The organism is Sphingomonas sp. NCPPB 2930 (assembly GCF_042867205.1).
Taxonomy (GTDB): Bacteria; Pseudomonadota; Alphaproteobacteria; order Sphingomonadales; family Sphingomonadaceae; genus Sphingomonas.
In genome coordinates this window covers 127,317-149,953 of sequence record NZ_JBHZQU010000001.1, presented here as the reverse complement: position 1 = coordinate 149,953, position 22,637 = coordinate 127,317, and the positions used below count along the sequence as shown (strand labels likewise).

The following is a 22,637-nucleotide window of genomic DNA, read 5'->3' as shown; positions in this document are numbered from 1 at the left end:
GAAGTCGAAGGCCAAGGGTAAAACCCTCAATACCGCCCCGCCGTCTCCCGGATCAGCGCGATCATGTTCGGAATCCCCTGGGTCCGGTTCGAACTCAGCTGGTTCTTCAGGTCGAACGGCGCCAGCTCGCCCTCGATATCGGTCGCCAGGATGTCGGCGGGCGTCCGGTCCTGCACCGTCTTGAGGACGAGGGCGATGATCCCCTTGGTGATCGCCGCGTTCGAGTCCGCCAGAAAGTGCAGCCCTTCGCCATCCCCCTTGGTGGGATAGACCCAGACCGAGGCCGAGCATCCGCGCACCAGCGTCGCGTCGGTCTTCAACGCCTCGGGCATCGGCTCCAGCGCGCGGCCGAGATCGATCAGCAGGCGATAGCGATCGTCGGCGTCGAGGAATTCATATTCGTCGCGGATTTCGGCAAGGTCGGACATGGCCATGTCCGCTACCCGGTGCATGCGCCGACGACAAGCCGGTGGTCGCCGGTCGGTGGTGGGACGAGCAAGGGGAGGGCCATTCCCGCTTGTCCCGCGCCCCTTCTTACAGGTCGACGCCTGCGGCGATGGCTTCCAGCTTGCGGATGCGTTCCTTCAGGTCCGCCATCTCGATCCGCGACGAGGCGGAGCTTGCGGGCGGGTAAGGCATGTCGTGCGCGCGGTCGAACTCGCGGCTCTTCAGTTGCAACCAGCCGCGCCATCCGGCCAGCCCTGCGGTGACGATCATCGCCAGTCCCGCAAGGCCTGCGGTCGCGATCACGATGTAAAGATTGGTGTCGGTCATGATCCGGGCTCCCTGTCCGTATCAATGGGTGGATTAGCGGTCGCGCAGGCGCTCGATCTCGCGGTCGAGATCGATGCTCTTGTGCTGGTCGGTGATGACGCGTTCCAGAACCTGGATACGCTCCTTGAGCTGCTGAATCTCGCCGCGCAGCGCCTGGGTGTCGCGGGCGCCTTCGCCGCGCAGATGCTCGACGATGTCGAGACCGGGCGAGCGGCGATGCTTGGACTTGAAGATGCTGGCGATCATGACGATCGCGACGATCATGACGACCATGAACTGTGATCCGGACATGGCGGAAACTCCCCTTTATTCTTGTTGTCAGTGTTCGATGCGGACGGGCGTCTCGCCCGGTACGCGCAGGCCGTCTATCTCGTTGCTCAGCGCCAGGCCGCGATCGGTGACGATCCGTTCCAGCACCCGGACCCGCTGTTCCAGCTTCTCGGTCTGGGCCGCATATTGCGCGGCCTTCTCCGCGACCATCGAGGCTTCGGTGGCCAGCCGCTTTTCGCGATAGGCGAACCAGGGCTTCAGGAACACGCCGCCGATGATGGCGACCAGGCCGCAGCTGATGCCCAGGATCGGGATCAGAATGCCGAGGACGGGAACGATGTCCTTCATGATCCGCTCTCCCTCAGCGATCGCGCAGCGCGTCGATTTCGCGCGCGGTCCGCTCGGCGGGGTCGGTGGCGATGCGCTCCAGCACCGCGATCCGCTCCTCGAGGCGCGAGACCTGGCCGACCAGCTTCTGGTTCTCGGCGGTCAGCAGTTCGACCTTGCGTTCGTCGGCCATGCCGGTCTTGCCGACCATGCCGCCCCATTCGCCGTCCAGGCTGTATCCGTGCTTTGCGCGGATCCAGGTGGTGACGACCCAACCGATCGTCGACATCGCGATGATCGCCAGGACGAAACCCGGTCCTCCCCAAGACATAATCCATACTCCCATAGGATAGTTGATGTGCAGGCCGGGCTCAGCGCAGGCTGTCGATCTCGTCGGCGAGCTGGCGGTTGCGGCTGGTGTAATGCAGTTCGATATCGGCGAGGCGACGGTCGATGTCGCGGAACTTCGAGCGGACCTCGGCGGTCGAGCGGCGCGGATTGCTGCGCACGCCCTGCCAGAACTTGGCGTCCTCGTCCGACTGGTACAGGCCCAGCGGCTTGGCGTTCGCCATCCAGGCGATCAGCATATAGGCGATCGGAACCCAGGGCATGCCGACCCCGGTGATGGTCAGCAGGACTGCGGCGACGCGGACCCACATCACATCGACGCCGGTATAGTCGGCGATGCCCGAGCACACGCCCTTGAACTTGGCATTCTGCTTGTCGAGGTAGAAATTGGTGCGGCTGGCGGTCATCTCAATTCCTCCGATCGAGGCTGTAGTCGTGCTGGCCGAGGCGGCTTTCGGAGCGCCATTCGGACTGCGACAGGCCGGGTTTGAAGTTGGGATTGTCGGCGGCGACGATCCGTTCGACGGTGTGAAGCCGATCTTCGAGCCGCCGGGCGAGCATATGAAGCTCGTCGAGCAGCTGCTCGTCCTCATGGGTGATCTTCGGCGCCTGCTTCCACTTGGTGACATAGTGGAGGATCAGCCAGGGCAGCGCGACGAACAGCGAGCCGAAGAGGATGAAGGGGACAGCGACGTCGTCCATCTCACTCTCCCTTGTTCAGGCGCGCCTTGAGCGCGGCGAGTTCGGCATCGACCCGGTCGGAGGCGCGCAGCTCGGCGATTTCCTCCTCCAGCGTCTTCGGGCTGGCACCCAGGCCCAGCGCCTCGGCACGACCCTCGGCCTCGTCCACCTTGCGCTCGAGGATGTCGAAGCGGCTGAACGCGTCGTGCGTCTTGGGGCCGTTCCACATCTCGCGCAGGCGATAGCGGTTGTTGGCGCTTTCCAGACGGGTCTGGACCGCATTCTGCTTGGTCCGCGCCTCGCGCAGCTTGTTCTGCAGCTTGGCGATATCCTCTTCCGACGCACGCAGCGCATCGTCGAGCACCTGGACCTCGGCCTTTAGCTGGTCGGCCATGTCGGCGGCCTTCTGGCGCTCGATCAGCGCGGCCTTGGCCAGATCCTCGCGGTCCTTCGACAGCGCCAGTTCGGCCTTTTCGGTCCAGCTGTCCTGAAGCTGGTCCAGCTTCATGATGTGGCGGCGGATTTCTTTCTGGTCGGCGATCGTGCGGGCGGCGGAGGCGCGCACCTCGACAAGCGTTTCCTCCATTTCGAGGATGATCATGCGGATCATCTTCGCGGGGTCTTCCGCCTTGTCCAGCAGGTCGGCGAAATTGGCGGCGACGATGTCGCGGGTGCGGGAGAAAATGCCCATCGGATACTCCTTGATGGCGGAATGCGTGATTATGCGATCGGCGCCTCGATCGCTGCAACCGGGGCCGTGGCGGTGGCGACATGCGCGGGGGCGAGGGCGCCCATCAGGCAGGTAGCGCTCATCACGACGGTGCAGGCGATGGCGGCGATCTGGCGGGTGACGTTGGTGGCGAACATGGTGGAAACTCCCTGACATCTTTGTTTCGGTCCGCTCGGTGGCGGGATGCCGGAAGCATTGCAGGGTGCGTGCCAATTTCAAAGATGGCGTAAAATCAAAGGTTTGTGAAATAATTGCGCCGCGGCAACGATTGCGCCCTTGCCAAGGCTTGGGAAATTCCGCCACCTGTTGGGAATGGAGCGAACAAGTCAGGTCATCGGCCAGTCGGGGGCCTTTCTGGATGCGCTGGAACGGGCCAGCCGCGCCGCCGCGCTCGACCGCCCGGTTCTGGTCATCGGCGAGCGCGGGACTGGCAAGGAACTGGTCGCCGAGCGTCTCCACCGCCTGAGCGGGCGATGGGACCAGCCGCTGGTCGTGATGAACTGCGCCGCGCTGCCTGAGTCGCTGATCGAGGCCGAATTGTTCGGCCATGAGGCGGGCGCCTTCACCGGCGCGACCAAGGCGCGCGCGGGGCGGTTCGAGGAGGCCAATGGCGGGACTTTGTTCCTGGACGAACTCGGCACGCTGTCGATGGCGGCGCAGGACCGGCTGCTGCGCGCGGTCGAATATGGCGAGGTGACGCGGATCGGCTCGTCGCGCCCTTTGCGCGTCGATGTCCGCATCGTCGCCGCGACCAACGAGCATCTGCCCGACAAGGTCGCCGCGCACCAGTTCCGCGCCGACCTGCTCGACCGGCTGTGTTTCGAGGTGGTGACGCTGCCGCCGCTGCGTGCGCGCAAGAGCGACATCATGGTGCTGGCCAATCATTTCGGGCGGCGCATGGCGGCGGAGATCGGCTGGAACGACTGGCCGGGCTTCGGCGCGGCGGCGACCGATGCGCTGATGGAGCATCGTTGGCCCGGCAATGTGCGCGAACTCCGCAACGTGGTCGAGCGCGCCGTCTATCGCTGGGACCGCGAGGGGCCGGTGGACGCGATCGAGATCGACCCCTTCCGCTCGCCCTATCGTCCGCAGGGCCAGTCGCCCGCCGCCGCGAAAAGCGAGGGGGCGGGGCAGGGGAGCGCTCCCGTGCCGCCCAATGACGGCGACGAGGTGGCGGCATGCGAGGTCGGCCCGTCCGACTTCAAGTCGCGCGTGGCGCGGTTCGAGCGCGAGCTGTTGACCAAGGCGCTGGCCGACAACCGCTTCAACCAGCGGACGACCGCCGAGTCGCTGGGATTGTCCTATGACCAGCTTCGCCATGCGCTTCGTCGCCATGATCTGATCGGAACGGTTGCGTAACTCCGTTCGGGGAGCCATTTGAGACGCCCGGCGTTGCCACAGGCAAACCCCAAAGGAGCATTTACGATGGCTTTCGAACTGCCGCCCCTTCCGTACGACTATGACGCGCTGGAGCCGGTCATCTCCAAGGAGACGATGACCTTCCACCACGACAAGCACCATGCCGCCTATACCAACAAGCTGAACGAGGCCGTTGCGGCGGACTCTTCGCTCCAGGGCAAGTCGATCGAGGACATCCTGGCGACCATCTCGGCGGCCCCGGCGGTCGTCCGCAACAATGGCGGCGGCTTCTGGAACCATGACTTCTTCTGGAAGATCATGACCAAGCCCGGCACGACCCAGCCCTCGGGCAAGCTGGCCGAGGCGATCGAGGCGTTCGGCGGTCTCGACAAGCTGAAGGAAGAGTTCAACACCAAGGGCGCGGGCCAGTTCGGTTCGGGCTGGGCCTGGGTGATCGCGGACGCCGAGGGCAAGCTGAAGGTCACCTCGACCCCGAACCAGGACAACCCCCTGATGGACGTCGTCGCCGACAAGGGCACGCCGATCCTGGGTAACGACGTGTGGGAACACGCCTATTACCTGACCTATATGAACGACCGTCCGGGCTATCTGAAGGCCTGGTGGGACGTGGTGAACTGGGACGAGGCCGGTCGCCGGTACGAGGCGGCGGTCGCGTAACGTCGCGACGATCCGGTTCGGATAAAGGAAAGGGCGGCTCCGCGAGGGGCCGCCCTTTTTCTTTCCTATTCCTCCCCTGCAAGGGGAGGGGGACCAGCGAAGCTGGTGGAGGGGTGTTCCGCTATCGAGAGGGCGACACCCCTCCGTCAGGGCTTCGCCCTGCCACCTCCCCTTGCAGGGGAGGAATTTGCGGTTTCACTCCACCGGCGGTTCGTCGACCTTGGCGGCGTCGGCGTTCAGCCCGTGCTTCAACAGCATCGGGATATTCGCGACGGCAAAGCCCAGCGTCAGCGGCATCGCGCCCCACAGCTTGAAGCCGACCCAGAAATCCCAGGTCGAGTTGCGCCACACCGCCTCGTTCAGCACCGCCATGAAGGCGAAGAAGATCGCCCAGTTGCGGGTCAGCTTGCGCCAGCCCTCGGGCGTCAGCCCCGAATAGACGCTGCCCAGCACCATCTGGATCAACGGCCGCCCGGTCACCAGCCCGAAGAACAGCATCGCCGAGAACATCGCATAGACGATGGTCGGCTTCATCTTGATGAAGCGCTCGTCGTGGAAATAGAGGGTCAGCCCGCCGAACACGACGACCAGCGCGCCCGACAGCCACAGCATCGGCGAAATGCGGCCCAGCTTCACCTTGCTGATGATCATCGACACCACGGTCGCCGCCATGAAGACGCCGGTGGCGACCAGCACGCGGGTCAGCGGCCCCAGCGGCGCGAGGAAATTGACCGCGAAGAACAGGACCAGCGGGCCATATTCGATCCCCGCCTTCAGGCCGGCGCTCGCTTCCTTTTCGGGGGCGCTCATTTGCGGCCTCCCTCGATGCCCGCGATGATCCGGCTGACCTCGTTGGCGTCGAAGGGGCGCAGGTCGGTCATGCCCTCGCCGACGCCGATCGCATGGATGGGCAGGCCGTATTTCTCCGCCGCCGCGACCAGCACGCCGCCGCGCGCGGTGCCGTCCAGCTTGGTCATGACCAGCCCGGTGACGCCCGCCACGTCCTTGAACACCTCGATCTGGTTGAGCGCGTTCTGGCCGGTGGTCGCATCGAGGACCAGCAGGATGTCATGCGGTGCCTCGGGGTTCAGGCGACCGAGCACGCGGCGGATCTTGGACAGCTCGTCCATCAGCTCGCGCTTGTTCTGAAGGCGCCCGGCGGTGTCGACGATCAGCACGTCGATGCCGGTCGCGGTCGCCTGCTTCACCGCTTCATAGACGATGCCCGCCGCGTCGCCGCCTTCCTTGCCCGACACGATCGGCACGCCCACGCGCTCCGCCCAGGTGGCGAGCTGGCCGATGGCGGCGGCGCGGAAGGTGTCGCCCGCCGCCAGCATCACGCCGTAATCCTGCTCCATGAACAGATGCGCCAGCTTGGCGATGGTCGTCGTCTTGCCCGACCCGTTGACGCCGATGACCAGGATCACCTGCGGCCGTGGGAAAGCGTCGATCTCCAGGGGCGTGGCGACCTTGGCCAGCGCCTTCTCCACTTCCTCGGCGACGACCAGGCGGATGCCGAGGTCCTCCATGTTCCGCTCGAAGCTGCCATCGGCCAGCCGGTTGCGGATATGGCCCGCCGTTTCGGGGCCGAGATCGGAGGCGATCAGCGCTTCCTCGATCTCGTCCAGCGTCTCCTCGTCGAGCCGTGCGGTGCCCAGGCCGGCGAGATTGCCGACCAGCCGGTCCGAGGTGCGACGGAAACCGCCGAGCAGCTTTTCGTGCCAGGAGGAGGAAGAACTCATGCCAATTGTCCGATCAGATGGGTTTCGGTCGCCGCCGTGACCCTAACGCGGGCGATGCTGCCCGGTTCGGCGGCGGGGGAAAAATGGATGTCGGCGAAGTCGGGCGCATGGCCGCGCGTGCCCGGCCGCTCGACCAGCACGTCGCGGGTCTGCCCGACCTGGCGCGCCAGCCAGTCGCGGCGGCGGCGCGCGGCGGCTTCGCGAAGCTTGGCGGCGCGTTCGCGGCGCAGCGGGTGGGGCACTTGCGGCATCCGCGCGGCAGGGGTGCCGTCGCGCGCCGAATAGGGGAAGATATGCGCATGGACGATCCGACAATCGTCGATCAGCGCGAGTGTATCCGCCGCCATCGCCTCGTCCTCGGTCGGGAAGCCCGCGATCAGGTCCGCGCCGATCGCGATGTCGGGGCGCGCGGTCAGTAGCCGCTCGACGATGGCGACCGATTGCGCGCGGCTGTGGCGGCGCTTCATCCGCTTGAGGATCAGGTCGTTGCCCGCCTGGAGCGACAAATGGAGATGCGGCATCACCCGCGCCTCGCCGGTCACCAGATCGAACAGCCGGTCGTCGATCTCGATCGAATCGAGCGAGGACAGCCGCAGCCGGGGCAGGGCGGGGACGTGGGTCAGGATGCGTTCGACCAGCAGGCCCAGGCTGGGCTGGCCGGGCAGGTCATGGCCATAGCTGGTCAGGTCGACCCCGGTCAGCACGACCTCCTGGTGGCCCAGCTCGACCGCGCGCGCGATGCGCTCGATCACCAGCCCGGCGGGCACCGAGCGGCTGGGACCGCGCCCGGTCGGGATGATGCAGAAGGTGCAGGCATGGTCGCAGCCATTCTGAACCTCCACGAACGCGCGCGCATGGCCCGCAAAGGCGGCGGCCAGATGCGGCGCGGTCTCGACCACGCGCGACAGGTCGGCGACCAGCATGGGTTCGGCCGAGGCCCAGCTTTCGGGGCGCAGCTTATCGGCATTCCCCAGCACGCGCGCGACCTCGGGCATGGCGGCGAAGCTGGCTGGGTCGATCTGCGCCGCGCATCCCGTGACCACGATCTGCGCATCGGGTCGCGCCTTGGCCGCGCGGCGGATCGCGGCACGGGTCTGCTTGACGGCTTCATTGGTGACGGCGCAGCTGTTGACGACGACCATGTCCCCCCGACCAGCGGCGAGTGCGCGGATCGTTTCGCTTTCGGCGATGTTGAGGCGACAGCCCAGACTGATGATCTCGGGCCCAGGGAGGGACGACATGACCGCCGATCTAGGGATGGATGAGGCACGTGTCCACGCGGAGACGCAGGACATTCTCGACTTCTGGTTCGGTCTGCCGCCCGAGAAGCACTTCGCGAAGGACGACGACCTCGACCGGATCATCGCCGAACGCTTCGGGGCCTTGCGCGACCGGGTGCTGGCGACCGAGGCGATCGGCTGGCGCGACGATCCCGACACGCTGCTGGCCGCGATCCTGTTGCTCGACCAGTTTTCGCGCAATCTGCACCGCGGCTCGGCCCAGGCCTTTGCCGCCGATCCGCTGGCGCTCGACCTGTGCCTGACCGCGATCGATGCGGGGTGGGAGGATCGCTACCCGCCCGAACGTCTGGCGTTCGTCTATATGCCGCTGATGCACGCCGAATCGCGCGCGATGCAGGATCTGAGCGTCGCCAAGTTCACCGAGCTGGGGCGCGAGACCAATCTCGCCTTCGCGCGCGATCACCGCGACGTCATCCGGCGCTATGGCCGCTATCCCAGTCGCAACGAGGCACTCGGCCGGGCGACGACCGAGGCGGAGCGCGCCTATCTCAGCCAGCCAGACGCGGGCTGGTAGGACCGCTGGCGGCGATACCGGCCAGCAGCCGCTTCTCCGCCAGCAACTGGCGCACTTGCGCCAGATCGAGCGGCGGACCGTAAAGAGGCCCCTGGCCATGCGCGCAGCCGATCTCGCGCAGCCGCTCCTCGGTCCCGGCGTCGCGCAGCCCCTTGGCCGCGATCGGCAGGTGCAGGCTGTCGCCCAGCTGGACGATGGCGGTGACGATCGCGCTGCAATCGGGGTCGGCGATCATGTTTCGGATGAAGTCGGGATCGATCCGCACCCGGTCGAAGGGCAGCGCACGCAGATGGGCGAGGCTGGAATAGCCGCTGCCGAACGCGTCGAGCGCCAGGGCGATACCCTGGTTCTTCAGGCTGAGCACGATCGTCTGGGCCAGCGCCATATTGGCGAACAGCGCATGCTCGGTGATCTCGATTTCCAGCCGATGCGCGGGAAAGCCGCATTCGGTCAGCGTCTTGATGACCTTTTGCGCCAGCCAGGCGTCCTGGAACTGCGAGGCGGCCAGCGGGAAGGACAGGGTCAGCGACGGGTCCCAGTCGCGGGCGCTGGCCATGGCCTGTCGCATCAGCGCCAGCGAGACCTCGCCCGACAGGCCGCACGCCTCGGCGACCGGCATGAAGCGGTCGGCCGAGATACAGCCCAGCGTCGGATGATCCCAATGGCCCGACACCTCGAACCCGGTCAGGCGCGCGGTGCCCAGATCGACCTGCGCCTCGAAACGCGGGCAGATGTGGTTGTGCGCCAGCGCGATGCGCAGGTCGGCGATGATCGCGTTGCGTTCGGCCATCGCGCTTTCCATCGCGGGGTCGAACCATAGCGGCTTGCCGTCTCCGCGCGTCTTGGCGGCGATCAGCGCGAGATCGGCCTTGCGCACCAGCTGGTCGATCGTCGCCGACATCCCCTCGACCTGCGCCATGGCGATCGCGGCGCGGGGGGCGAGTTCCTGGTCGGTCAGCCGGACGGGCTGGCCCAGGCGGATCGCGAGCCGCTCGGCCAGCCTGTCGATCCGGTCGCGGCCACGCGGCGCGACGGGTATGAGGCAGCCGAAACAGTCGCCCTCGAACCGCGCGACGATCGCCTCGGACGGGGCCTCGTCGCGCAGGACCTTGGCGACGTGCTGGAGCAGGGCGTCGCCCGCTTCATGGCCGAAGGAGCCGGCGATGGCGCGGAACCGGTCGATGTCGAGCAGCAGCAGCGCGACTCCGCGCTGACGCCGATACGCCGTCGCGATCATCCGCTGCCCGGCGTCGTGGAAGAAGGGGCGGTTGGCCAGTCCGGTCAGCGGGTCATGCTGGTCCGGCACGCTCGTCCGGTTCGGACGCCTGGCGGGCAGGCGCCAATAGACGATGGTCAGCGCGATCGCGGCGGCGAACAGCACGATCTTGGCCGGGGTGTCATGGCCGAGCTCGATCAGCAGGATGGCGATCGCGACCAGCAGCGCGCCACCCGCCACGGCCATGGCGAAGAACCGCGTCGAGGCGATCGGCTTGGCTGTGATGTCGGACGGACCCCGCATGGCGAATGGTTCGCATGTAAGGAGTGTACAACAGGTTAACGCCGTGATGTGGCGACCATGGCTTGCGCGCCTCCGGCTTTTGCCATAAGGACCCCGCCGAAGTTCCGTCGCGGAACGTGAAGAGAAGCGCCCAAGGGTGCACGCTGGCCGGCGAGGTTTCGCCCGCCGGCGCTTTTGCGTTTGGACGGGCGGCGTTGGTTTTTTGAGCTCCGGTCCCCGGACCGGCGTAATGAGGTGAGGCGATGTTCGACAGCTTGAGCGATCGGCTTGGCGGCGTTTTCGACCGCCTCCGCGGCCGTGGCGCGCTGACCGAGGCGGATGTCCGCACCGCGATGCGCGAAGTCCGCGTCGCATTGCTGGAAGCCGACGTTGCTTTGCCCGTCGCGCGTGATTTCGTCGACAAGGTGACCGAACAGGCGATCGGCCAGAACGTCCTGCGTTCAATCACGCCGGGCCAGCAGGTCGTCAAGATCGTCCATGACGCGCTGGTCGCGATGCTGGGCGCGGATGCCAGCGAGCTGCTGCTCGACGTGGCGCCGCCCGCCGTCGTGATGATGGTCGGCCTCCAGGGTTCGGGTAAGACCACCACCACCGCTAAGATCGCCAAGCGGCTGTCGAGCGGGGCGATGGGGCGCGAGCGCAAGAAGGTGCTGATGGCGTCGCTCGACGTCAATCGCCCGGCCGCGCAGGAGCAGTTGGCGACGCTGGGTACGCAGGTCGAGGTGTCGACCCTGCCGATCATCGCCGGGCAGCAGCCGGTCGAGATCGCCCGCCGCGCGATGCAGGCCGCCAAGCTCCAGGGCTATGACGTCCTGATGCTCGACACCGCCGGTCGCCTGCACGTCGACCAGGCGCTGATGGACGAGATGAAGGCGGTGGCGGACATCGCCCGGCCTCAGGAAATCCTGCTCGTCGTCGACTCGCTGACCGGCCAGGACGCGGTGAACGTCGCGACCAGCTTCTCCGAGCAGGTGCCGCTGACCGGCGTGGTGCTGACCCGCATGGACGGCGATGCGCGCGGCGGTGCGGCGCTGTCGATGCGCGCGGTCACGGGCAAGCCCATCAAGTTCGCCGGTGTCGGCGAAAAGATGGACGCGCTGGAAGCCTTCCACCCTGAACGGGTCGCGGGTCGCATTCTCGGCATGGGCGACGTCGTCAGCCTCGTCGAGCGCGCGGCCGAGACGATCCAGCAGGAAGATGCCGAGCGCATGGCCAAGAAGATGGCCAAGGGTCAGTTCGACATGGACGACCTGCGCGGCCAGCTTCAGCAGATGCGCCGCATGGGCGGCCTGGGCGCGCTGGCGGGCATGATGCCCGGCATGAAGAAGGCGCAAGGCGCGCTGGCCGAGGCCGGTGGCGACAAGATCCTGCTCCGCATGGATGCGATCATCACCTCGATGACGCCCAAGGAGCGCACCAAGCCCGAGCTGATCAACGCCAAGCGCAAGATCCGCATCGCCAAGGGTTCGGGCACCACGGTGCAGGACGTGAACAAGCTCCTGAAGATGCATCAGGAAATGTCCACGGCGATGAAGAAGATCAAGAAGATGGGCGGCATCAAGGGCATGATGTCGATGCTGGGCAAGGGCGGCCTTGGCGGCCTGGGCAATGCGCTGGGCGGTCCGCAGATGGGCGAGATGCTCAACAAGGCGGGCAGCAACGGCCTGCCCGGCGGCGGCCTGGGTGGTCTGGGCGGCGGCAAGCTACCCGACGGAATGCCCAAGCTTCCCCCCGGCTTCGAGAATCTTCTCAAGAAGAAATAACCCCCGCGCCGGACGGAACGCCGGTAATTTTGAACTTTTACTCCAAGGACTGAAATATGGCTCTCAGCATTCGTCTGTCGCGTGGTGGCTCCAAGAAGCGCCCTTACTACCGCATCGTGGTGGCCGACGCCCGTGCGCCGCGCGACGGCAAGTTCATCGAGAAGATCGGCAACTACAACCCGCTCCTCGCCAAGGACAATGAGCAGCGCGTGCAGCTCGACGCCGAGCGCGCCAAGCACTGGCTCGCCAATGGCGCGCAGCCGACCGACCGCGTCGCCCGCTTCCTGGACGCCGCCGGTGTCCGTGAGCGCGCCGCGCGCAACAACCCGAACAAGGCGAAGCCCGGCGAAAAGGCCACCGAGCGCGCCGAAGAGCGTGCCGAGAAGCTGAAGGCCGCTCAGGAAGCCGCCAACGCTCCGGCCGAAACCGCCGAGGCCTAATCGGCCTTGATCCTGGATGGGCACCGGTCGGTCACGATCGGGCCCGTCCCAGGCATCGGAATGCGGGGCCATGCGTTCCCCCAAGCCCATGGCTTAGGAGAAGAGCATGACCCCGCCGACCGAACCCGATCCCCGGACCGCACCCGACGACCATGACGACGCGACCAACCAAGGCGTCTCCGCCCCCGACCCCGCCGAAGGCGGCGACGACACCCCCGACGGGGAAAGCGACTCCCCCAGCGGGTGAGCCGCACGTCACGCTGGCGGTCATCATCGGCGCGCATGGCATTACCGGCGAAGTGCGGTTGAAGGTCTTTGCCGACGACGTGTCGGCCTATCGCTCGTTCAACAATGGTGCGCTGACGCTGAAATCGGCGCGCCACGGCTCGAACGGTGTGATCGCGCGCTTCGCCGAGGTGACCGACCGCAATGCCGCCGAGGCGCTGCGGGGCACCGAACTGACGGTGCCGCGCTCGGCGCTTCCTCCGCTGGAGGAAGGCGAATATTATCATGCCGACATTATCGGCCTTGCCGCGATCGCCAGCGATGGCGAGGAGCTGGGCCATGTCGCGCTGATCGAGAATTTCGGTGCGGGCGACGTGCTTGAGATCGAACGACCCGATGGCCGCCGCTTCATGGTGCCGATGAAGGTCGAGGCGGTGCCCGAATGGGATCGCGAGCGCCTGATCGTGGAACGCGCCTTTATCGCCTGATCGGCTGTTGCCGGTCGAGCATGTTGCGGATCGTCGTAGCCGCGACCCCCGCCTCGCCCATGGCGTGGCTGATCTGATCCAGTCCCTTCACCACATCCCCCGCCGCGAACAGGCCGGGGACCGAGGTGCGCTGATGGTCGTCGACCTCCAGGCAACCGCCGGGGGCCGCCTTCGCGCCCGCTGCGATCGCAAGCTCCGACCGGATACGCGACCCCAGCGCCGGATAGACGCTGTCGAAACGCATTCGTCCCCTGGCGGTGTCGAGTGCCAGCTGGTCCCCTTCGATCGCCCAGCCGCCGCACGGGCCGTCGACCCGCGCGATCCCCGCATCGTCCAGTGTCCGGGCACAGGCGGGGTCGAGCGCATGCTCGGCCTCCGGGGCGATGAGCGTCACGTCGCGGGTGAAGCCGCGCAGGAACAGCGCCTCGCGCATGCCATGGTCGCCGGTGCCGATCACCCCGACCCGCTTGTCCGTGACCTCATAGCCATCGCAGACGGGGCAATAGCGGAGCAGCCCGCGCTCCAGCGCCGGGTCATGGACCTCGGGCAGCAGATGCCGGGGCCGGTGATTGACCACGCCGGTCGCCAGCAGGACGCTGCGGCTGTGATAGGTCGCGCCGTCGGTGGTGACGCGAAAGCCCTCGTCCTGCGATTGGATGCCGGTCACGCGGTGTGGGATGCAATGCGCGCCGTAACGTCGGGCCTGCTCGTACATTCGGGCAAGCAGCGCCTTGCCGCTGATCCCGTCGGGATAGCCCGCATGGTTATGGGTGCACGGGATCATCGCGGCCCGGCTCGATCCGCTGTCGAACAGGCGGATGCGCAGGTGATAGCGCGCGAGATAGATCGCGGCGGTCAGCCCGGCAGGCCCCGCGCCGATGATGATGCAATCGTCCATGGCGCAGCCAAAGCGCCACGCGGCGCAACGTTCCTTGGCGGGGAGGGCGGTTTGATGTATATACGTGGTGTATATACGGAGGCGACATGGGCAAGGATTATCAGGCCAAGGTCTTCCGCTCGGGCAACTCGCTCGCGTTGCGCCTGCCAGCCGCGCTGGGTCTGACCGAGGGGACCGAGATGACGCTGCGCGAAGAACAGGGGCGTTATGTGTTCGAGCCCGTCCAGGCGCCGCGCAGGACGATCGACCTGACGGGGATCGCCGGGTCGATGCCGTGGCTGGAGCCGCTGACGCGCGAGGAACGCGAAATGGAACCGCGCGAGCTGGACTGGGACGGAAAGCTGCTCGGCCGTGATTGAGCCGCGCTATCTGCTCGACTCGAATATCTGCATCTATGTGCTGCGCGATGCAGGGGGGCGGGCCGCCCAGCATCTGGCGACCTGCGAGCCCGGCAGTGCGGTGGCATCGGCGATCACTTATGCCGAGATCATGCGCGGGCTGGAACGTCATGGCGCGGAGGCGATTGCGGCATTTGATCGCTTTTTCGAGCGCGTGCCGATATTGCCGTTCGACCGTCGTGCCGCATCTGCCTATGCGACGATTCCATTCCGCCGGGGGCGGTTCGATCGATTGATCGGCGCACACGCCCTGGCAACCGGGCTGACGCTGGTGACCAACAACGAAGCCGACTTCGCCGACATACCTGGCCTGACCATCGAGAACTGGACGCTGTGACCTTTCGCGCAACGATATTGACACTCTATCCGGAGATGTTTCCGGGACCGCTCGGGGCTTCGCTGGCGGGGCGGGCGCTGCGCGAGGATCGCTGGGCGCTGGAGACGGTGCAGATCCGCGACTTCGCCACCGACAAGCATCGCTCGGTCGACGATACCCCCGCTGGCGGCGGGGCGGGCATGGTGCTGCGCGCCGATGTGCTGGCGGCGGCGGTGGATTCGGTGGCCGACGACCGCCCCGTGCTGGCGATGACGCCGCGTGGGCGCCCGCTGACCCAGCCGCGCGTGCGCGAACTGGCGGCGGGGCCGGGCGTCACCGTGTTGTGCGGCCGGTTCGAGGGGTTCGACGAACGCCTGTTCGAGGCGCGCGGAATCGAACAGGTGTCGATCGGCGACTATATCCTGTCAGGCGGCGAGATGGGCGCGCTGGTGCTGCTCGACGCTTGCGTTCGGCTGCTTCCCGGCGTAATGGGCGCGGCTTCCAGTGGAGTCGAGGAAAGCTTCGAAAGCGGCCTCCTCGAGTATCCGCAATATACCCGACCTGCTGAGTGGGAAGGGCGCATGATCCCTGAAGTGCTGCGATCGGGGGATCATGCGAAAATCGCGGCCTGGCGTCATGCCAGGGCTTGCGAGGATACACGGTCAAGGCGGCCGGACCTTTGGGAACGTCATGAGGGCGTTCGGGTCGGTCGCCCTCTGGCGCGCGGCGACGATTGAGGAATAGTGTCATGAACGTGATCCAGCAGATCGAAGCTGAGCAGATCGCCAAGTTCAACGAGACGAAGAAGATCCCCGAATTCCGCCCCGGCGACACGCTGAAGGTCGGTGTGAAGGTCGTCGAAGGCGAGCGCACCCGCGTCCAGTTCTATGAGGGCGTCTGCATCGCCCGCGCGAACAAGGGCATGGGCTCGTCGTTCACCGTCCGCAAGATCTCCTTCGGTGAGGGCGTGGAGCGCGTCTTCCCGCTCTACTCGCCGAACGTCGACTCGATCGAAGTGGTTCGTCGCGGCGCCGTGCGTCGTGCGAAGCTCTATTACCTGCGCGGCCGCACCGGCAAGTCGGCGCGTATCGCCGAGCGTCGCGATCCGCGTCCGGCCAAGGGCACCGCTGCCGCCGAGTAATCGGTGCGGCGGACCGCTTGCGGTTCGACAGGAAAGGGCGGTGGCACCCCGGTGCCGCCGCCCTTTTCCTTTGCCTCAAACCACCGCTCAGCCCGACAAAATACCGCCCTCCGTTCAGCCTGAGCGAAGTCGAAGGCCAAGGGATGCCCTCGCCCCATGAGGTGGCGAGCGTTGAAGCGTGGCCTTCGACTACGCTCAGGCTGAACGGGGGGATGGGTAAGGGGCGTTACCCCCCGAAATTATACAGCCACATCTTGGGCTCGCCCGTGGGTCGGGGCGTGCCGTCCAGCCTTTTGGCGGTCATGATCCGCACGGGCTTCAGGATCATCTGCCCCTTCATCGCGTCCAGCCCGCCGCCCGAGGGCTTGGCGAGGATCTTCTTCACCGTGTCCATGCCCGCCACGACCCGGCCGAAGGCCGCATAGCCCTGATAGCCGGGCCGGGCGTCCATGCCCGGCGTGGGGCCGACCGTGATGAAGAAATTCCCGCCCGCCGAGTCCGGCGACTGCCCCCGCGCCATCGAGATGGTGCCGTCGAGATGCTTGATCCCGGTCTTCGCCGTCGTCTCCAGCGGGAAGGGCGGCAGGATGCGCCGCGCGTCGGTGCGGATGCCGCCCTGGACGAAGCCCTCCTTCGGGTTCCGCTTGTCGCGCGCGGTGCGGTAGAAGACCGTCCCGTCGAACCGCCCGTCATCGACATAGGCCAGGAAATTCTTCGACGTCGCGGGCGCGTGGCGCGTGTCGAGCGCGACGACGATCGGCCCTTCGGAGGTGTTGATCTGCACCCGGACGTAGCCGGGGCGGGGGACATTCTGGTTGGCGGGCGCAGCGGCGATCAGCAGGGCGACCAGCGGGAGCAGGCATTTCATCCGCCGGGGATTATCGCCCCCGGCCGCGATTGTGGAGCCCAAACCCGTGGGATGCGCCGAATGGCGGCCCCGATCAGGCGGTCAGATCGCGCGTGAAGAACTGGTTATGCGGACTGGGCTGGTAATCGGCAAAGGCCTCGCAGGATCGGAAGCCCGCGCTGCGATACAGCGCGACGGCGGGCCGATAGGGCGGCGTGGTTCCCGTTTCCAGGCTGATCCGATCGTAATCGCGGCGCTGCGCCTGAGCGATGACATGGTTGAGCAGCGCACGGCCGATGCCCCGGCCCAGAAAGTCGGGCGCGACCCGCATGGATTTCACTTCGCCATGCCGGGCGTCCAGTTGCTTCAGCGCGGCGAAACCGGCCAGCGCCGGGCCGTCCCAGATCGTCCAGAAGGACATGCGGGGATCGGCCAGCGCCGAGGCGTCGAGCGCGAAGGAAAATTCCTCCGCCTCGCCGCGCATGTCGCGCAGGTGATAGGCGAGCAGATCGGCGACATGCGGCGCGGTCGGATCGTCGAGGCGGATATCCATGTCAGTCCCTTGGGTCCGGCGTGCGAGATGGCTGATGGCGGGCAGTCTATCGCGGTCCGGGTGGGGGCGACAGGCGATGGCCCACAAAAAAGCCGCCGACCGGGTGGTCGACGGCTTTTCCGTTTCGTAGCGTCCGACCTTACTGGTCGAGGAAGCTGCGCATCTTGCGGCTGCGGCTGGGGTGCTTCAGCTTGCGGAGCGCCTTGGCCTCGATCTGGCGGATACGCTCGCGCGTCACCGAGAATTGTTGGCCGACCTCTTCCAGCGTGTGGTCGGTGTTCATGCCGATGCCGAAGCGCATGCGAAGCACGCGTTCCTCGCGCGGGGTCAGGCTGGCCAGGACGCGGGTGACCGTTTCCTTCAGATTGGCCTGGATCGCCGCATCCACCGGAATGACCGCGTTCTTGTCCTCGATGAAGTCGCCCAGATGGCTATCTTCCTCGTCGCCGATCGGCGTTTCGAGGCTGATCGGCTCCTTGGCGATCTTCATCACCTTGCGCACCTTCTCGAGCGGCATGGAGAGGCGCTCGGCCATCTCTTCCGGAGTCGGCTCGCGGCCCTGCTCGTGTAGGAACTGGCGGCTGGTGCGGACCAGCTTGTTGATCGTCTCGATCATGTGGACCGGGATGCGGATGGTCCGCGCCTGGTCGGCGATCGAGCGGGTGATCGCCTGCCGGATCCACCACGTCGCATAGGTGCTGAACTTGTAGCCGCGGCGATATTCGAACTTATCGACCGCCTTCATCAGGCCGATATTGCCCTCCTGGATCAGATCCAGGAATTGCAGGCCGCGATTGGTATATTTCTTGGCGATCGAGATGACGAGGCGCAGATTGGCCTCGACCATTTCCTTCTTGGCGATGCGGGCCTCGCGCTCGCCCTTCTGCACCATGTTCACGATGCGGCGGAATTCGGTCAGCGCCATGCCGGTCTGCTGCGAAATCTCGGCGATCTCGCTGCGGATGCGGTCGACGGTGGCGGCTTCGTTCGACGCGAAATTGCCCCACTTCTTGTCGAGCCCGCGCACCGTGTCGAGCCAGTTCTCGTCCAGCTCGTGACCCAGATAGCGGTCGAGGAAGTCCTTGCGGTTGACCTTGTGCCGCTCGGCCAGACGCAGCATCTGGCCGCCCAGCGCGGTCAGGCGGCGGTTGAAGGCATAGAGCTGGTCGACCAGGAATTCGATCTTGGCGTTGTGGAACTGGACGCTCTCGACCTCGGCGGTCAGCTCCTCGCGCAGCTTGTGATACTTGCGCTCGTCCGCCGCCGACAGCTCGCCGCCCAGCGCCATGGCTTCCAGGCGCTGCTGCTGAACCTTCGAGAATTTCTTGTAGATGTTCGTGATGTTGGCGAACTTCTCCAGCGCCTGCGGCTTGAGCGTCTCCTCCATCTGGGCGAGGCTGAGGGTGTTGTCCTCCTCCTCGTCCTCGGCGCGGGGGCCACGGCGTTCGCCGCCCTCGTCATCCTCGTCGATCGAGGGTTCCTCGGGCTCTTCTTCTTCCTTGAACTGCGGACCGGCGTTCTTGGCGCTGATCTCGCCATTGTCGTCCTCGTCCTCCTCGCCCAGATTTTCCGGGCCGGCGTCCTTGGACAGCATGGCGTCGAGATCCAGGATCTCGCGCAGCTGCATCGTGCCTTCGTTCAGCGCGGTCGACCAGTCGATGATCGCGTTGAAGGTGATCGGGCTTTCGCACAGCCCCAGGATCATCGTGTCGCGACCCGCCTCGATCCGCTTGGCGATGGCGATCTCGCCCTCGCGCGACAGCAGCTCGACCGCGCCCATTTCGCGCAGATACATGCGGACCGGATCGTCGGTGCGATCGACGGTTTCCTTCTTCTTGGCCTCGGGCTGGGGGCCGGAATCGACGTCGCCATCGCTGGCCTCGGCGTCGTCGGCCTCCTCCTCGGACTCGCCGTCCTCGCCCTGCTCCTCATTCTCGACGATATTGACGCCCATCTCGTTGAGGGCGGCCATGATATCCTCGAGCTGGTCGGAGGACATCTGGTCCTGCGGCAGCGCTTCGTTCAGTTGGTCATAGGTGATGTAGCCGCGCTTCTTGGCGCGCGCGATCAGCTTCTTGATCGACGCTTCGTTCAGGTCGATCAGCGGCGCATCGCCCGTTTCCGTGGTATCGGTCGTATCCGCCGCCATATTCGCCTTCGCCATCAAATGCCCTCGGGTCTCAATGCCCGGCCTCTTTCACGCACGCCGCCGGTTTGGCAAGCGGGTGAGGGGGCCATGCGTAATTTTCCAGTGTGGGCGTGGGTCGCCCAATATGCCCCGGATATGGGGCGCGGGGGTAGCCGTATCAAGCGGCCTCCCCGGCTTGCTTGTCCGCCAGGTCGCGGGCCGCCTCCAGCCAGCGATAAAGCTGGTCCAGCGATTGCGCATGGGCGGCGTGGCACCGCGTCTGTTCGGCGAAGCGATCCTCGGTCATGTCGGCGCGGAACGCCTCGACCGCGCGCTCGCGGTTCGCACGCGTCTCGCTTTCCTCCAGCATCACCTCGATGACCTTTTCCAGATCGCGCACGGCGATGGCGGGGTCGGACATCTTGCTGAAGAAGCTGAAGGCGAGGTCGCGGGTATAGTCGCGCGCGTCGATCGGGTGGACGTCGGTGGTCGCCATGATCTGTTCGATCAGGCTCTCCGCCTCGGCGGCGTCCTTGCGCGACAGATGGGGATCGTTGACCGCCGCGTCGAGCAGATGATGCCGCCAGTCGTTGAGATAGCGGTCGCCCATGTCCAGGCGGCTGATCTCGTCCATATAGCGGCACAGGACATGCGGATAGCGCATCAGCCCCAGCAGCACCGCGCGCTTCAGGCTGTATTCCACGCCGCGCCCGACATGGCGATTGGCCTCGGCCACCGCCTGGTGCACCGCCGCCGCATTGACCCGCCGGATGCCGAAGACGTCGAAATAGCGCGACATCAACGCGCGCTTATATTCGTAGGCCAGATCCTTGTGCGGGATCTGCTGCGCCAGTTCCTCCAGCCGCTGCTTCAGCGCGGCGCGCCCCTCGGGCGTGTCGGTCTGCGCCTGCGCGATCTCGGCCTGCCAGAGCAGGTCGCTGAGCGGGGTCGCGCGGGTGAGCACCGCCTCGAACCCCGCCGCGCCCTTTTCCTGGACCAGATCGTCGGGGTCCTGCCCTTGCGGCAGGGTGACGAAGGACAGGCTCTTGCCCGGCTGGAGCATGGGCAGCGCGCGGTGCGCAGCGCGGATCGCGGCCTTCTGCCCGGCCGCGTCGCCGTCGAAGCACAGGGTCGGCACGTCGACCATGCGCCACAGGCGTTCCAGCTGGTTCTCGGTCAGCGCGGTGCCGAGCGGCGCCACCGCCTCGGCGATCCCCGCCTGCGCGAGCGCGATCACGTCCATATAGCCCTCGACCACCAGCACGCGGCCGGACTTGCGCACGGCAGGCGCGGCGCGGTCGAGATTGTAGAGCGTGCGCCCCTTGTCGAAGAGGGGGGTGTCGGGCGAGTTGAGATATTTGGGCTCGCCCTCGCCGATGATCCGGCCGCCGAACGCGATCACCCGGCCCCGCGCGTCGCGGATCGGGATCATCAACCGGCCGCGGAACCGGTCATAGGGGTCCTTGCCATCGACCTTGATGAGCAGCCCGCACTCGATCAGCGCCGGATCGCCATAATCCTTCAGCGCGGCCTTCAGCTTGCCCCGGCTGTCGGGCGCGAAGCCCAGCCCGAAGGCGCGGGCGGTCTCGGGCGTCACCCGGCGACGGGTCAGCAATTCGCGGGCATCGCCGCCCGACAGGCCGCCTAGTTGCTCGGAGAACCAGGCGGCGGCGTCCGCCATCGCGTCGTGCAGCCCCTTGGCCCGCTCCGCCTTCTGCGCGGCGCGGCGGTCCTGTGCGGGGACTTCGAGCCCGGCGGCCTGGGCCAGTTCCTTGACCGCATCGATAAAGGGCAGGCCGCGCTGGTCGGTCATCCAGCGAATGGCATCGCCATGCGCCGAACAGCCGAAACAGTGATAAAAACCCTTGTCGTCGTTGACGTAGAAGCTGGGCGTCTTTTCGTTATGGAAGGGGCAGCAGCCCTTATATTCCCGGCCCGCCTTTTGCAGCTTCACCGTCTTGCCGATCAGCGCCGACAGGCTCGTGCGAGCGCGTAGCTCGTCAAGGAATTGCGGGGTCAGGCTCATGGCGTCCGCGCGATTATAATGGGTAGCCGGAATGGGGCGTTTTGGCAAGGGTTGGGGTGGTGCGGAAGGTCCGGGATTGCCCTCCCCCAACCCCTCCCGCCTGCGGGAGGGGAGTTATTCAGGATTCTCCTCGCGGCTTGCGCTTCCCCTCCCGCAGGCGGGAGGGGAGGGCGGGGCCGCGAGCGCACGCTCGATGGTTTCGACCACGCCCTCCAGGTTGCGCAAAACGTCGTTGTTCCAGAAGCGGAGGACCCGCCATCCCTGGGTTTCGAGGTAACGGGTGCGGGCTTCGTCGTAAGCGGCGCGTTCGTCATGCTGGCCGCCATCGACTTCGACGATCAGCTTCTCGGATCGTGCGGCGAAGTCGGCAATATAGGGGCCGACCGGCACCTGCCGGTTGAAGCGGACGCCTGCGATCTGGCGTCTCGACAGGGCTCGCCACAACCGTCGTTCCGCATCAGTCGGGTTGAGGCGGAGTTCGCGTGCTTTTTGCGTAGGGCGGTCTTGGCGGAAAGGCCGGGGGCCCTCCCCTCGGTCCCCTCCCGCTTGCGGGAGGGGATGCGTTCTTGGCGGAGGGCAGTCTTTACCCCCAGGCGCAACAGGCTCCCCTCCCGCAGGCGGGAGGGGCTGGGGGAGGGGACTACGCTTGCGATCGAAATCCCGCACCAGCCCCACTCCCCACTCCCCACTCACATCACGCCAGCGCCGCCTTCACCAACCCGCTGGCCTTGCTCATATCCAGCACCGCCGCATGGCGCGCCTTCAGCTCGGCCATCACCCGGCCCATGTCCTTCATGCCGCTCGCCCCGATCTCCGCCTTGATCGCCTCGATCGCGGCCTTGGTTTCGTCCTCGGTCAGCGTTTGCGGCAGGAAGCGCTCGATCACCGCGACCTCGGCCTTTTCCTGGTCGGCCAGTTCCTGGCGACCGCCCTGTTCGTACATGGCGATCGATTCGCGGCGCTGCTTGACCATCTTCTGGAGGACTTCGATCACGACCATGTCGTCATCGGCGGGCGCGGTGCCGGTGCGGAGTTCGATGTCGCGGTTCTTGATGGCGGCCTGGATCAGGCTGATCGCCGCGCGGCTTTCTTTGTCGCCAGCCTTCATGGCGGCCACCTGCGCGGCCTTGATGTCGTCGCGAATCATGTTTTGTCCGTCTTGTCTGAAAGG

At 66.4% G+C, this 22,637-nt stretch carries 30 protein-coding genes and 1 pseudogene; 11 read left to right on the top strand and 20 right to left on the bottom strand.

Going from position 1 to position 22,637, the window contains the following annotated elements; all coding sequences use genetic code 11:
* Positions 1-26 precede the first annotated feature (26 nt).
* The 9 genes from ACFX59_RS00640 to ACFX59_RS00600 form a co-directional block, all read right to left on the bottom strand.
* The gene (locus tag ACFX59_RS00640) at positions 27-428 is read right to left on the bottom strand and encodes a SufE family protein (protein ID WP_307099959.1); all 402 of its coding nucleotides are present in this window, start codon (positions 426-428) and stop codon (positions 27-29) included.
* A gap of 106 nt (positions 429-534) precedes the next feature.
* The gene (locus ACFX59_RS00635) at positions 535-774 is read right to left on the bottom strand and encodes a hypothetical protein (protein ID WP_307099956.1); all 240 of its coding nucleotides are present in this window, start codon (positions 772-774) and stop codon (positions 535-537) included.
* Between the two features lie 33 nt (positions 775-807).
* Positions 808-1,065, bottom strand: coding sequence for a hypothetical protein (locus ACFX59_RS00630; RefSeq protein ID WP_307099954.1), 258 nt, complete (start codon positions 1,063-1,065; stop codon positions 808-810).
* Between the two features lie 27 nt (positions 1,066-1,092).
* The gene (locus ACFX59_RS00625; protein WP_309696564.1) at positions 1,093-1,392 is read right to left on the bottom strand and encodes a hypothetical protein; all 300 of its coding nucleotides are present in this window, start codon (positions 1,390-1,392) and stop codon (positions 1,093-1,095) included.
* 13 nt (positions 1,393-1,405) lie between these two features.
* A complete protein-coding gene (locus ACFX59_RS00620) occupies positions 1,406-1,702 on the bottom strand; it encodes a hypothetical protein (RefSeq protein ID WP_307099949.1) in 297 nt (98 codons plus the stop codon).
* 40 nt (positions 1,703-1,742) lie between these two features.
* A complete protein-coding gene (pspC, locus tag ACFX59_RS00615; protein WP_307099947.1) occupies positions 1,743-2,126 on the bottom strand; it encodes an envelope stress response membrane protein PspC in 384 nt (127 codons plus the stop codon).
* 1 nt (position 2,127) lies between these two features.
* Complete coding sequence (gene pspB / locus ACFX59_RS00610; protein WP_307099945.1) at positions 2,128-2,421, bottom strand: envelope stress response membrane protein PspB; 294 nt, start codon at positions 2,419-2,421, stop codon at positions 2,128-2,130.
* Between the two features lies 1 nt (position 2,422).
* On the bottom strand, positions 2,423-3,091 hold the full coding sequence (gene pspA / locus ACFX59_RS00605; RefSeq protein ID WP_387428644.1) for a phage shock protein PspA: 669 nt from the start codon (positions 3,089-3,091) through the stop codon (positions 2,423-2,425).
* Positions 3,092-3,120: 29 nt separating this feature from the next.
* The gene (locus ACFX59_RS00600) at positions 3,121-3,267 is read right to left on the bottom strand and encodes a hypothetical protein (protein WP_307099942.1); all 147 of its coding nucleotides are present in this window, start codon (positions 3,265-3,267) and stop codon (positions 3,121-3,123) included.
* 175 nt (positions 3,268-3,442) lie between these two features.
* Here ACFX59_RS00600 and pspF point away from each other — a divergent pair, with 175 nt between their 5' ends.
* Together pspF and ACFX59_RS00590 are read left to right on the top strand one after the other, a co-directional pair.
* Positions 3,443-4,489: a phage shock protein operon transcriptional activator gene (pspF, locus tag ACFX59_RS00595; RefSeq protein ID WP_309701660.1), complete on the top strand. Its 1,047-nt coding sequence runs from the start codon at positions 3,443-3,445 to the stop codon at positions 4,487-4,489.
* A 66-nt stretch (positions 4,490-4,555) separates the two neighbouring features.
* Complete coding sequence (locus tag ACFX59_RS00590) at positions 4,556-5,167, top strand: superoxide dismutase (protein WP_387428641.1); 612 nt, start codon at positions 4,556-4,558, stop codon at positions 5,165-5,167.
* Positions 5,168-5,362: 195 nt separating this feature from the next.
* Here ACFX59_RS00590 and ACFX59_RS00585 read toward each other — a convergent pair whose 3' ends face one another.
* The 3 genes from ACFX59_RS00585 to mtaB are packed head-to-tail and all read right to left on the bottom strand — an operon-like array spanning position 5,363 to position 8,150.
* Positions 5,363-5,977: a septation protein A gene (locus ACFX59_RS00585; RefSeq protein WP_387428638.1), complete on the bottom strand. Its 615-nt coding sequence runs from the start codon at positions 5,975-5,977 to the stop codon at positions 5,363-5,365.
* A complete protein-coding gene (gene ftsY, locus ACFX59_RS00580; protein ID WP_307099935.1) occupies positions 5,974-6,909 on the bottom strand; it encodes a signal recognition particle-docking protein FtsY in 936 nt (311 codons plus the stop codon). Before ftsY ends, ACFX59_RS00585 begins: the two co-directional genes overlap by 4 nt.
* On the bottom strand, positions 6,906-8,150 hold the full coding sequence (mtaB, locus tag ACFX59_RS00575; RefSeq protein WP_387428635.1) for a tRNA (N(6)-L-threonylcarbamoyladenosine(37)-C(2))-methylthiotransferase MtaB: 1,245 nt from the start codon (positions 8,148-8,150) through the stop codon (positions 6,906-6,908). Before mtaB ends, ftsY begins: the two co-directional genes overlap by 4 nt.
* Between mtaB and ACFX59_RS00570 the strand changes: the two genes are divergently transcribed.
* A complete protein-coding gene (locus ACFX59_RS00570; RefSeq protein ID WP_387428632.1) occupies positions 8,149-8,724 on the top strand; it encodes a DUF924 family protein in 576 nt (191 codons plus the stop codon). The two genes, mtaB and ACFX59_RS00570, sit on opposite strands and share 2 nt — an antisense overlap.
* On the opposite strand, the gene ACFX59_RS00565 is transcribed toward ACFX59_RS00570, so the two are convergent.
* Complete coding sequence (locus tag ACFX59_RS00565) at positions 8,699-10,243, bottom strand: putative bifunctional diguanylate cyclase/phosphodiesterase (protein ID WP_387428630.1); 1,545 nt, start codon at positions 10,241-10,243, stop codon at positions 8,699-8,701. The genes ACFX59_RS00570 and ACFX59_RS00565 overlap by 26 nt on opposite strands.
* Before the next feature lie 242 nt (positions 10,244-10,485).
* Between ACFX59_RS00565 and ffh the strand changes: the two genes are divergently transcribed.
* The 4 genes from ffh (at position 10,486) to rimM (ending at position 13,159) form a co-directional block, all read left to right on the top strand.
* Positions 10,486-12,006, top strand: a complete 1,521-nt coding sequence (ffh, locus tag ACFX59_RS00560) for a signal recognition particle protein (RefSeq protein ID WP_387428627.1) — start codon at positions 10,486-10,488, stop codon at positions 12,004-12,006.
* Between the two features lie 56 nt (positions 12,007-12,062).
* Positions 12,063-12,446 carry a 30S ribosomal protein S16 gene (rpsP, locus tag ACFX59_RS00555; protein ID WP_307099925.1) on the top strand — a complete coding sequence of 128 codons (384 nt, stop codon included), beginning with the start codon at positions 12,063-12,065 and terminating at the stop codon, positions 12,444-12,446.
* A 106-nt stretch (positions 12,447-12,552) separates the two neighbouring features.
* On the top strand, positions 12,553-12,693 hold the full coding sequence (locus ACFX59_RS00550) for a hypothetical protein (protein ID WP_309701672.1): 141 nt from the start codon (positions 12,553-12,555) through the stop codon (positions 12,691-12,693).
* Between the two features lie 13 nt (positions 12,694-12,706).
* Positions 12,707-13,159 carry a ribosome maturation factor RimM gene (rimM, locus tag ACFX59_RS00545; protein WP_387429602.1) on the top strand — a complete coding sequence of 151 codons (453 nt, stop codon included), beginning with the start codon at positions 12,707-12,709 and terminating at the stop codon, positions 13,157-13,159.
* Here rimM and ACFX59_RS00540 read toward each other — a convergent pair.
* A complete protein-coding gene (locus tag ACFX59_RS00540; protein WP_387428622.1) occupies positions 13,149-14,057 on the bottom strand; it encodes an NAD(P)/FAD-dependent oxidoreductase in 909 nt (302 codons plus the stop codon). The two genes, rimM and ACFX59_RS00540, sit on opposite strands and share 11 nt — an antisense overlap.
* Positions 14,058-14,143: 86 nt before the next feature.
* On the opposite strand from ACFX59_RS00540, the gene ACFX59_RS00535 reads away from it, so the two are divergent.
* From ACFX59_RS00535 to rplS, 4 genes and pseudogenes are all read left to right on the top strand, one after another.
* Positions 14,144-14,416 carry an AbrB/MazE/SpoVT family DNA-binding domain-containing protein gene (locus ACFX59_RS00535; protein ID WP_387428620.1) on the top strand — a complete coding sequence of 91 codons (273 nt, stop codon included), beginning with the start codon at positions 14,144-14,146 and terminating at the stop codon, positions 14,414-14,416.
* Positions 14,409-14,792, top strand: coding sequence for a type II toxin-antitoxin system VapC family toxin (locus ACFX59_RS00530; protein WP_309696536.1), 384 nt, complete (start codon positions 14,409-14,411; stop codon positions 14,790-14,792). Before ACFX59_RS00535 ends, ACFX59_RS00530 begins: the two co-directional genes overlap by 8 nt.
* A pseudogene (gene trmD, locus ACFX59_RS00525) lies at positions 14,789-15,504 on the top strand (tRNA (guanosine(37)-N1)-methyltransferase TrmD); the annotation flags it as partial. The gene ACFX59_RS00530 and the pseudogene trmD, both read left to right, overlap by 4 nt.
* Positions 15,505-15,519: 15 nt before the next feature.
* Positions 15,520-15,912: a 50S ribosomal protein L19 gene (gene rplS / locus ACFX59_RS00520; RefSeq protein ID WP_058733020.1), complete on the top strand. Its 393-nt coding sequence runs from the start codon at positions 15,520-15,522 to the stop codon at positions 15,910-15,912.
* Positions 15,913-16,138: 226 nt separating this feature from the next.
* Here rplS and ACFX59_RS00515 read toward each other — a convergent pair whose 3' ends face one another.
* The 6 genes from ACFX59_RS00515 to ACFX59_RS00490 form a co-directional block, all read right to left on the bottom strand.
* Positions 16,139-16,780 (bottom strand): peptidylprolyl isomerase, encoded by a 642-nt coding sequence (locus ACFX59_RS00515; RefSeq protein ID WP_354296781.1) that lies wholly within the window; start codon positions 16,778-16,780, stop codon positions 16,139-16,141.
* A gap of 73 nt (positions 16,781-16,853) precedes the next feature.
* Positions 16,854-17,312: a GNAT family N-acetyltransferase gene (locus tag ACFX59_RS00510; RefSeq protein ID WP_387428616.1), complete on the bottom strand. Its 459-nt coding sequence runs from the start codon at positions 17,310-17,312 to the stop codon at positions 16,854-16,856.
* Between the two features lie 139 nt (positions 17,313-17,451).
* Entirely contained in the window at positions 17,452-19,476 is a 2,025-nt protein-coding gene (rpoD, locus tag ACFX59_RS00505) for an RNA polymerase sigma factor RpoD (protein ID WP_307099910.1), read from the bottom strand.
* Between the two features lie 142 nt (positions 19,477-19,618).
* Positions 19,619-21,466: a DNA primase gene (gene dnaG / locus ACFX59_RS00500; protein WP_387428612.1), complete on the bottom strand. Its 1,848-nt coding sequence runs from the start codon at positions 21,464-21,466 to the stop codon at positions 19,619-19,621.
* A gap of 114 nt (positions 21,467-21,580) precedes the next feature.
* Positions 21,581-21,910, bottom strand: coding sequence for an endonuclease domain-containing protein (locus ACFX59_RS00495; RefSeq protein WP_387428609.1), 330 nt, complete (start codon positions 21,908-21,910; stop codon positions 21,581-21,583).
* Positions 21,911-22,160: 250 nt separating this feature from the next.
* On the bottom strand, positions 22,161-22,613 hold the full coding sequence (locus ACFX59_RS00490) for a GatB/YqeY domain-containing protein (protein ID WP_309701688.1): 453 nt from the start codon (positions 22,611-22,613) through the stop codon (positions 22,161-22,163).
* Between the last annotated feature and the right edge of the window lie 24 nt (positions 22,614-22,637).

What these genes read in the sequence shown, in the direction of transcription:
- ACFX59_RS00640 (WP_307099959.1), bottom strand. Translation starts at nt 428, where the DNA reads ATGTCCGACCTTGCCGAAATCCGCGACGAATATGAATTCCTCGACGCC.
- ACFX59_RS00635 (WP_307099956.1), bottom strand. Translation starts at nt 774, where the DNA reads ATGACCGACACCAATCTTTACATCGTGATCGCGACCGCAGGCCTTGCG.
- ACFX59_RS00630 (WP_307099954.1), bottom strand. Translation starts at nt 1,065, where the DNA reads ATGTCCGGATCACAGTTCATGGTCGTCATGATCGTCGCGATCGTCATG.
- ACFX59_RS00625 (WP_309696564.1), bottom strand. Translation starts at nt 1,392, where the DNA reads ATGAAGGACATCGTTCCCGTCCTCGGCATTCTGATCCCGATCCTGGGC.
- ACFX59_RS00620 (WP_307099949.1), bottom strand. Translation starts at nt 1,702, where the DNA reads ATGTCTTGGGGAGGACCGGGTTTCGTCCTGGCGATCATCGCGATGTCG.
- pspC (WP_307099947.1), bottom strand. Translation starts at nt 2,126, where the DNA reads ATGACCGCCAGCCGCACCAATTTCTACCTCGACAAGCAGAATGCCAAG.
- pspB (WP_307099945.1), bottom strand. Translation starts at nt 2,421, where the DNA reads ATGGACGACGTCGCTGTCCCCTTCATCCTCTTCGGCTCGCTGTTCGTC.
- pspA (WP_387428644.1), bottom strand. Translation starts at nt 3,091, where the DNA reads ATGGGCATTTTCTCCCGCACCCGCGACATCGTCGCCGCCAATTTCGCC.
- ACFX59_RS00600 (WP_307099942.1), bottom strand. Translation starts at nt 3,267, where the DNA reads ATGTTCGCCACCAACGTCACCCGCCAGATCGCCGCCATCGCCTGCACC.
- pspF (WP_309701660.1), top strand. Translation starts at nt 3,443, where the DNA reads ATGGAGCGAACAAGTCAGGTCATCGGCCAGTCGGGGGCCTTTCTGGAT.
- ACFX59_RS00590 (WP_387428641.1), top strand. Translation starts at nt 4,556, where the DNA reads ATGGCTTTCGAACTGCCGCCCCTTCCGTACGACTATGACGCGCTGGAG.
- ACFX59_RS00585 (WP_387428638.1), bottom strand. Translation starts at nt 5,977, where the DNA reads ATGAGCGCCCCCGAAAAGGAAGCGAGCGCCGGCCTGAAGGCGGGGATC.
- ftsY (WP_307099935.1), bottom strand. Translation starts at nt 6,909, where the DNA reads ATGAGTTCTTCCTCCTCCTGGCACGAAAAGCTGCTCGGCGGTTTCCGT.
- ACFX59_RS00570 (WP_387428632.1), top strand. Translation starts at nt 8,149, where the DNA reads ATGACCGCCGATCTAGGGATGGATGAGGCACGTGTCCACGCGGAGACG.
- mtaB (WP_387428635.1), bottom strand. Translation starts at nt 8,150, where the DNA reads ATGTCGTCCCTCCCTGGGCCCGAGATCATCAGTCTGGGCTGTCGCCTC.
- ACFX59_RS00565 (WP_387428630.1), bottom strand. Translation starts at nt 10,243, where the DNA reads ATGCGGGGTCCGTCCGACATCACAGCCAAGCCGATCGCCTCGACGCGG.
- ffh (WP_387428627.1), top strand. Translation starts at nt 10,486, where the DNA reads ATGTTCGACAGCTTGAGCGATCGGCTTGGCGGCGTTTTCGACCGCCTC.
- rpsP (WP_307099925.1), top strand. Translation starts at nt 12,063, where the DNA reads ATGGCTCTCAGCATTCGTCTGTCGCGTGGTGGCTCCAAGAAGCGCCCT.
- ACFX59_RS00550 (WP_309701672.1), top strand. Translation starts at nt 12,553, where the DNA reads ATGACCCCGCCGACCGAACCCGATCCCCGGACCGCACCCGACGACCAT.
- ACFX59_RS00540 (WP_387428622.1), bottom strand. Translation starts at nt 14,057, where the DNA reads ATGGACGATTGCATCATCATCGGCGCGGGGCCTGCCGGGCTGACCGCC.
- ACFX59_RS00535 (WP_387428620.1), top strand. Translation starts at nt 14,144, where the DNA reads ATGGGCAAGGATTATCAGGCCAAGGTCTTCCGCTCGGGCAACTCGCTC.
- rplS (WP_058733020.1), top strand. Translation starts at nt 15,520, where the DNA reads ATGAACGTGATCCAGCAGATCGAAGCTGAGCAGATCGCCAAGTTCAAC.
- ACFX59_RS00515 (WP_354296781.1), bottom strand. Translation starts at nt 16,780, where the DNA reads ATGAAATGCCTGCTCCCGCTGGTCGCCCTGCTGATCGCCGCTGCGCCC.
- ACFX59_RS00510 (WP_387428616.1), bottom strand. Translation starts at nt 17,312, where the DNA reads ATGGATATCCGCCTCGACGATCCGACCGCGCCGCATGTCGCCGATCTG.
- rpoD (WP_307099910.1), bottom strand. Translation starts at nt 19,476, where the DNA reads ATGGCGAAGGCGAATATGGCGGCGGATACGACCGATACCACGGAAACG.
- dnaG (WP_387428612.1), bottom strand. Translation starts at nt 21,466, where the DNA reads ATGAGCCTGACCCCGCAATTCCTTGACGAGCTACGCGCTCGCACGAGC.
- ACFX59_RS00490 (WP_309701688.1), bottom strand. Translation starts at nt 22,613, where the DNA reads ATGATTCGCGACGACATCAAGGCCGCGCAGGTGGCCGCCATGAAGGCT.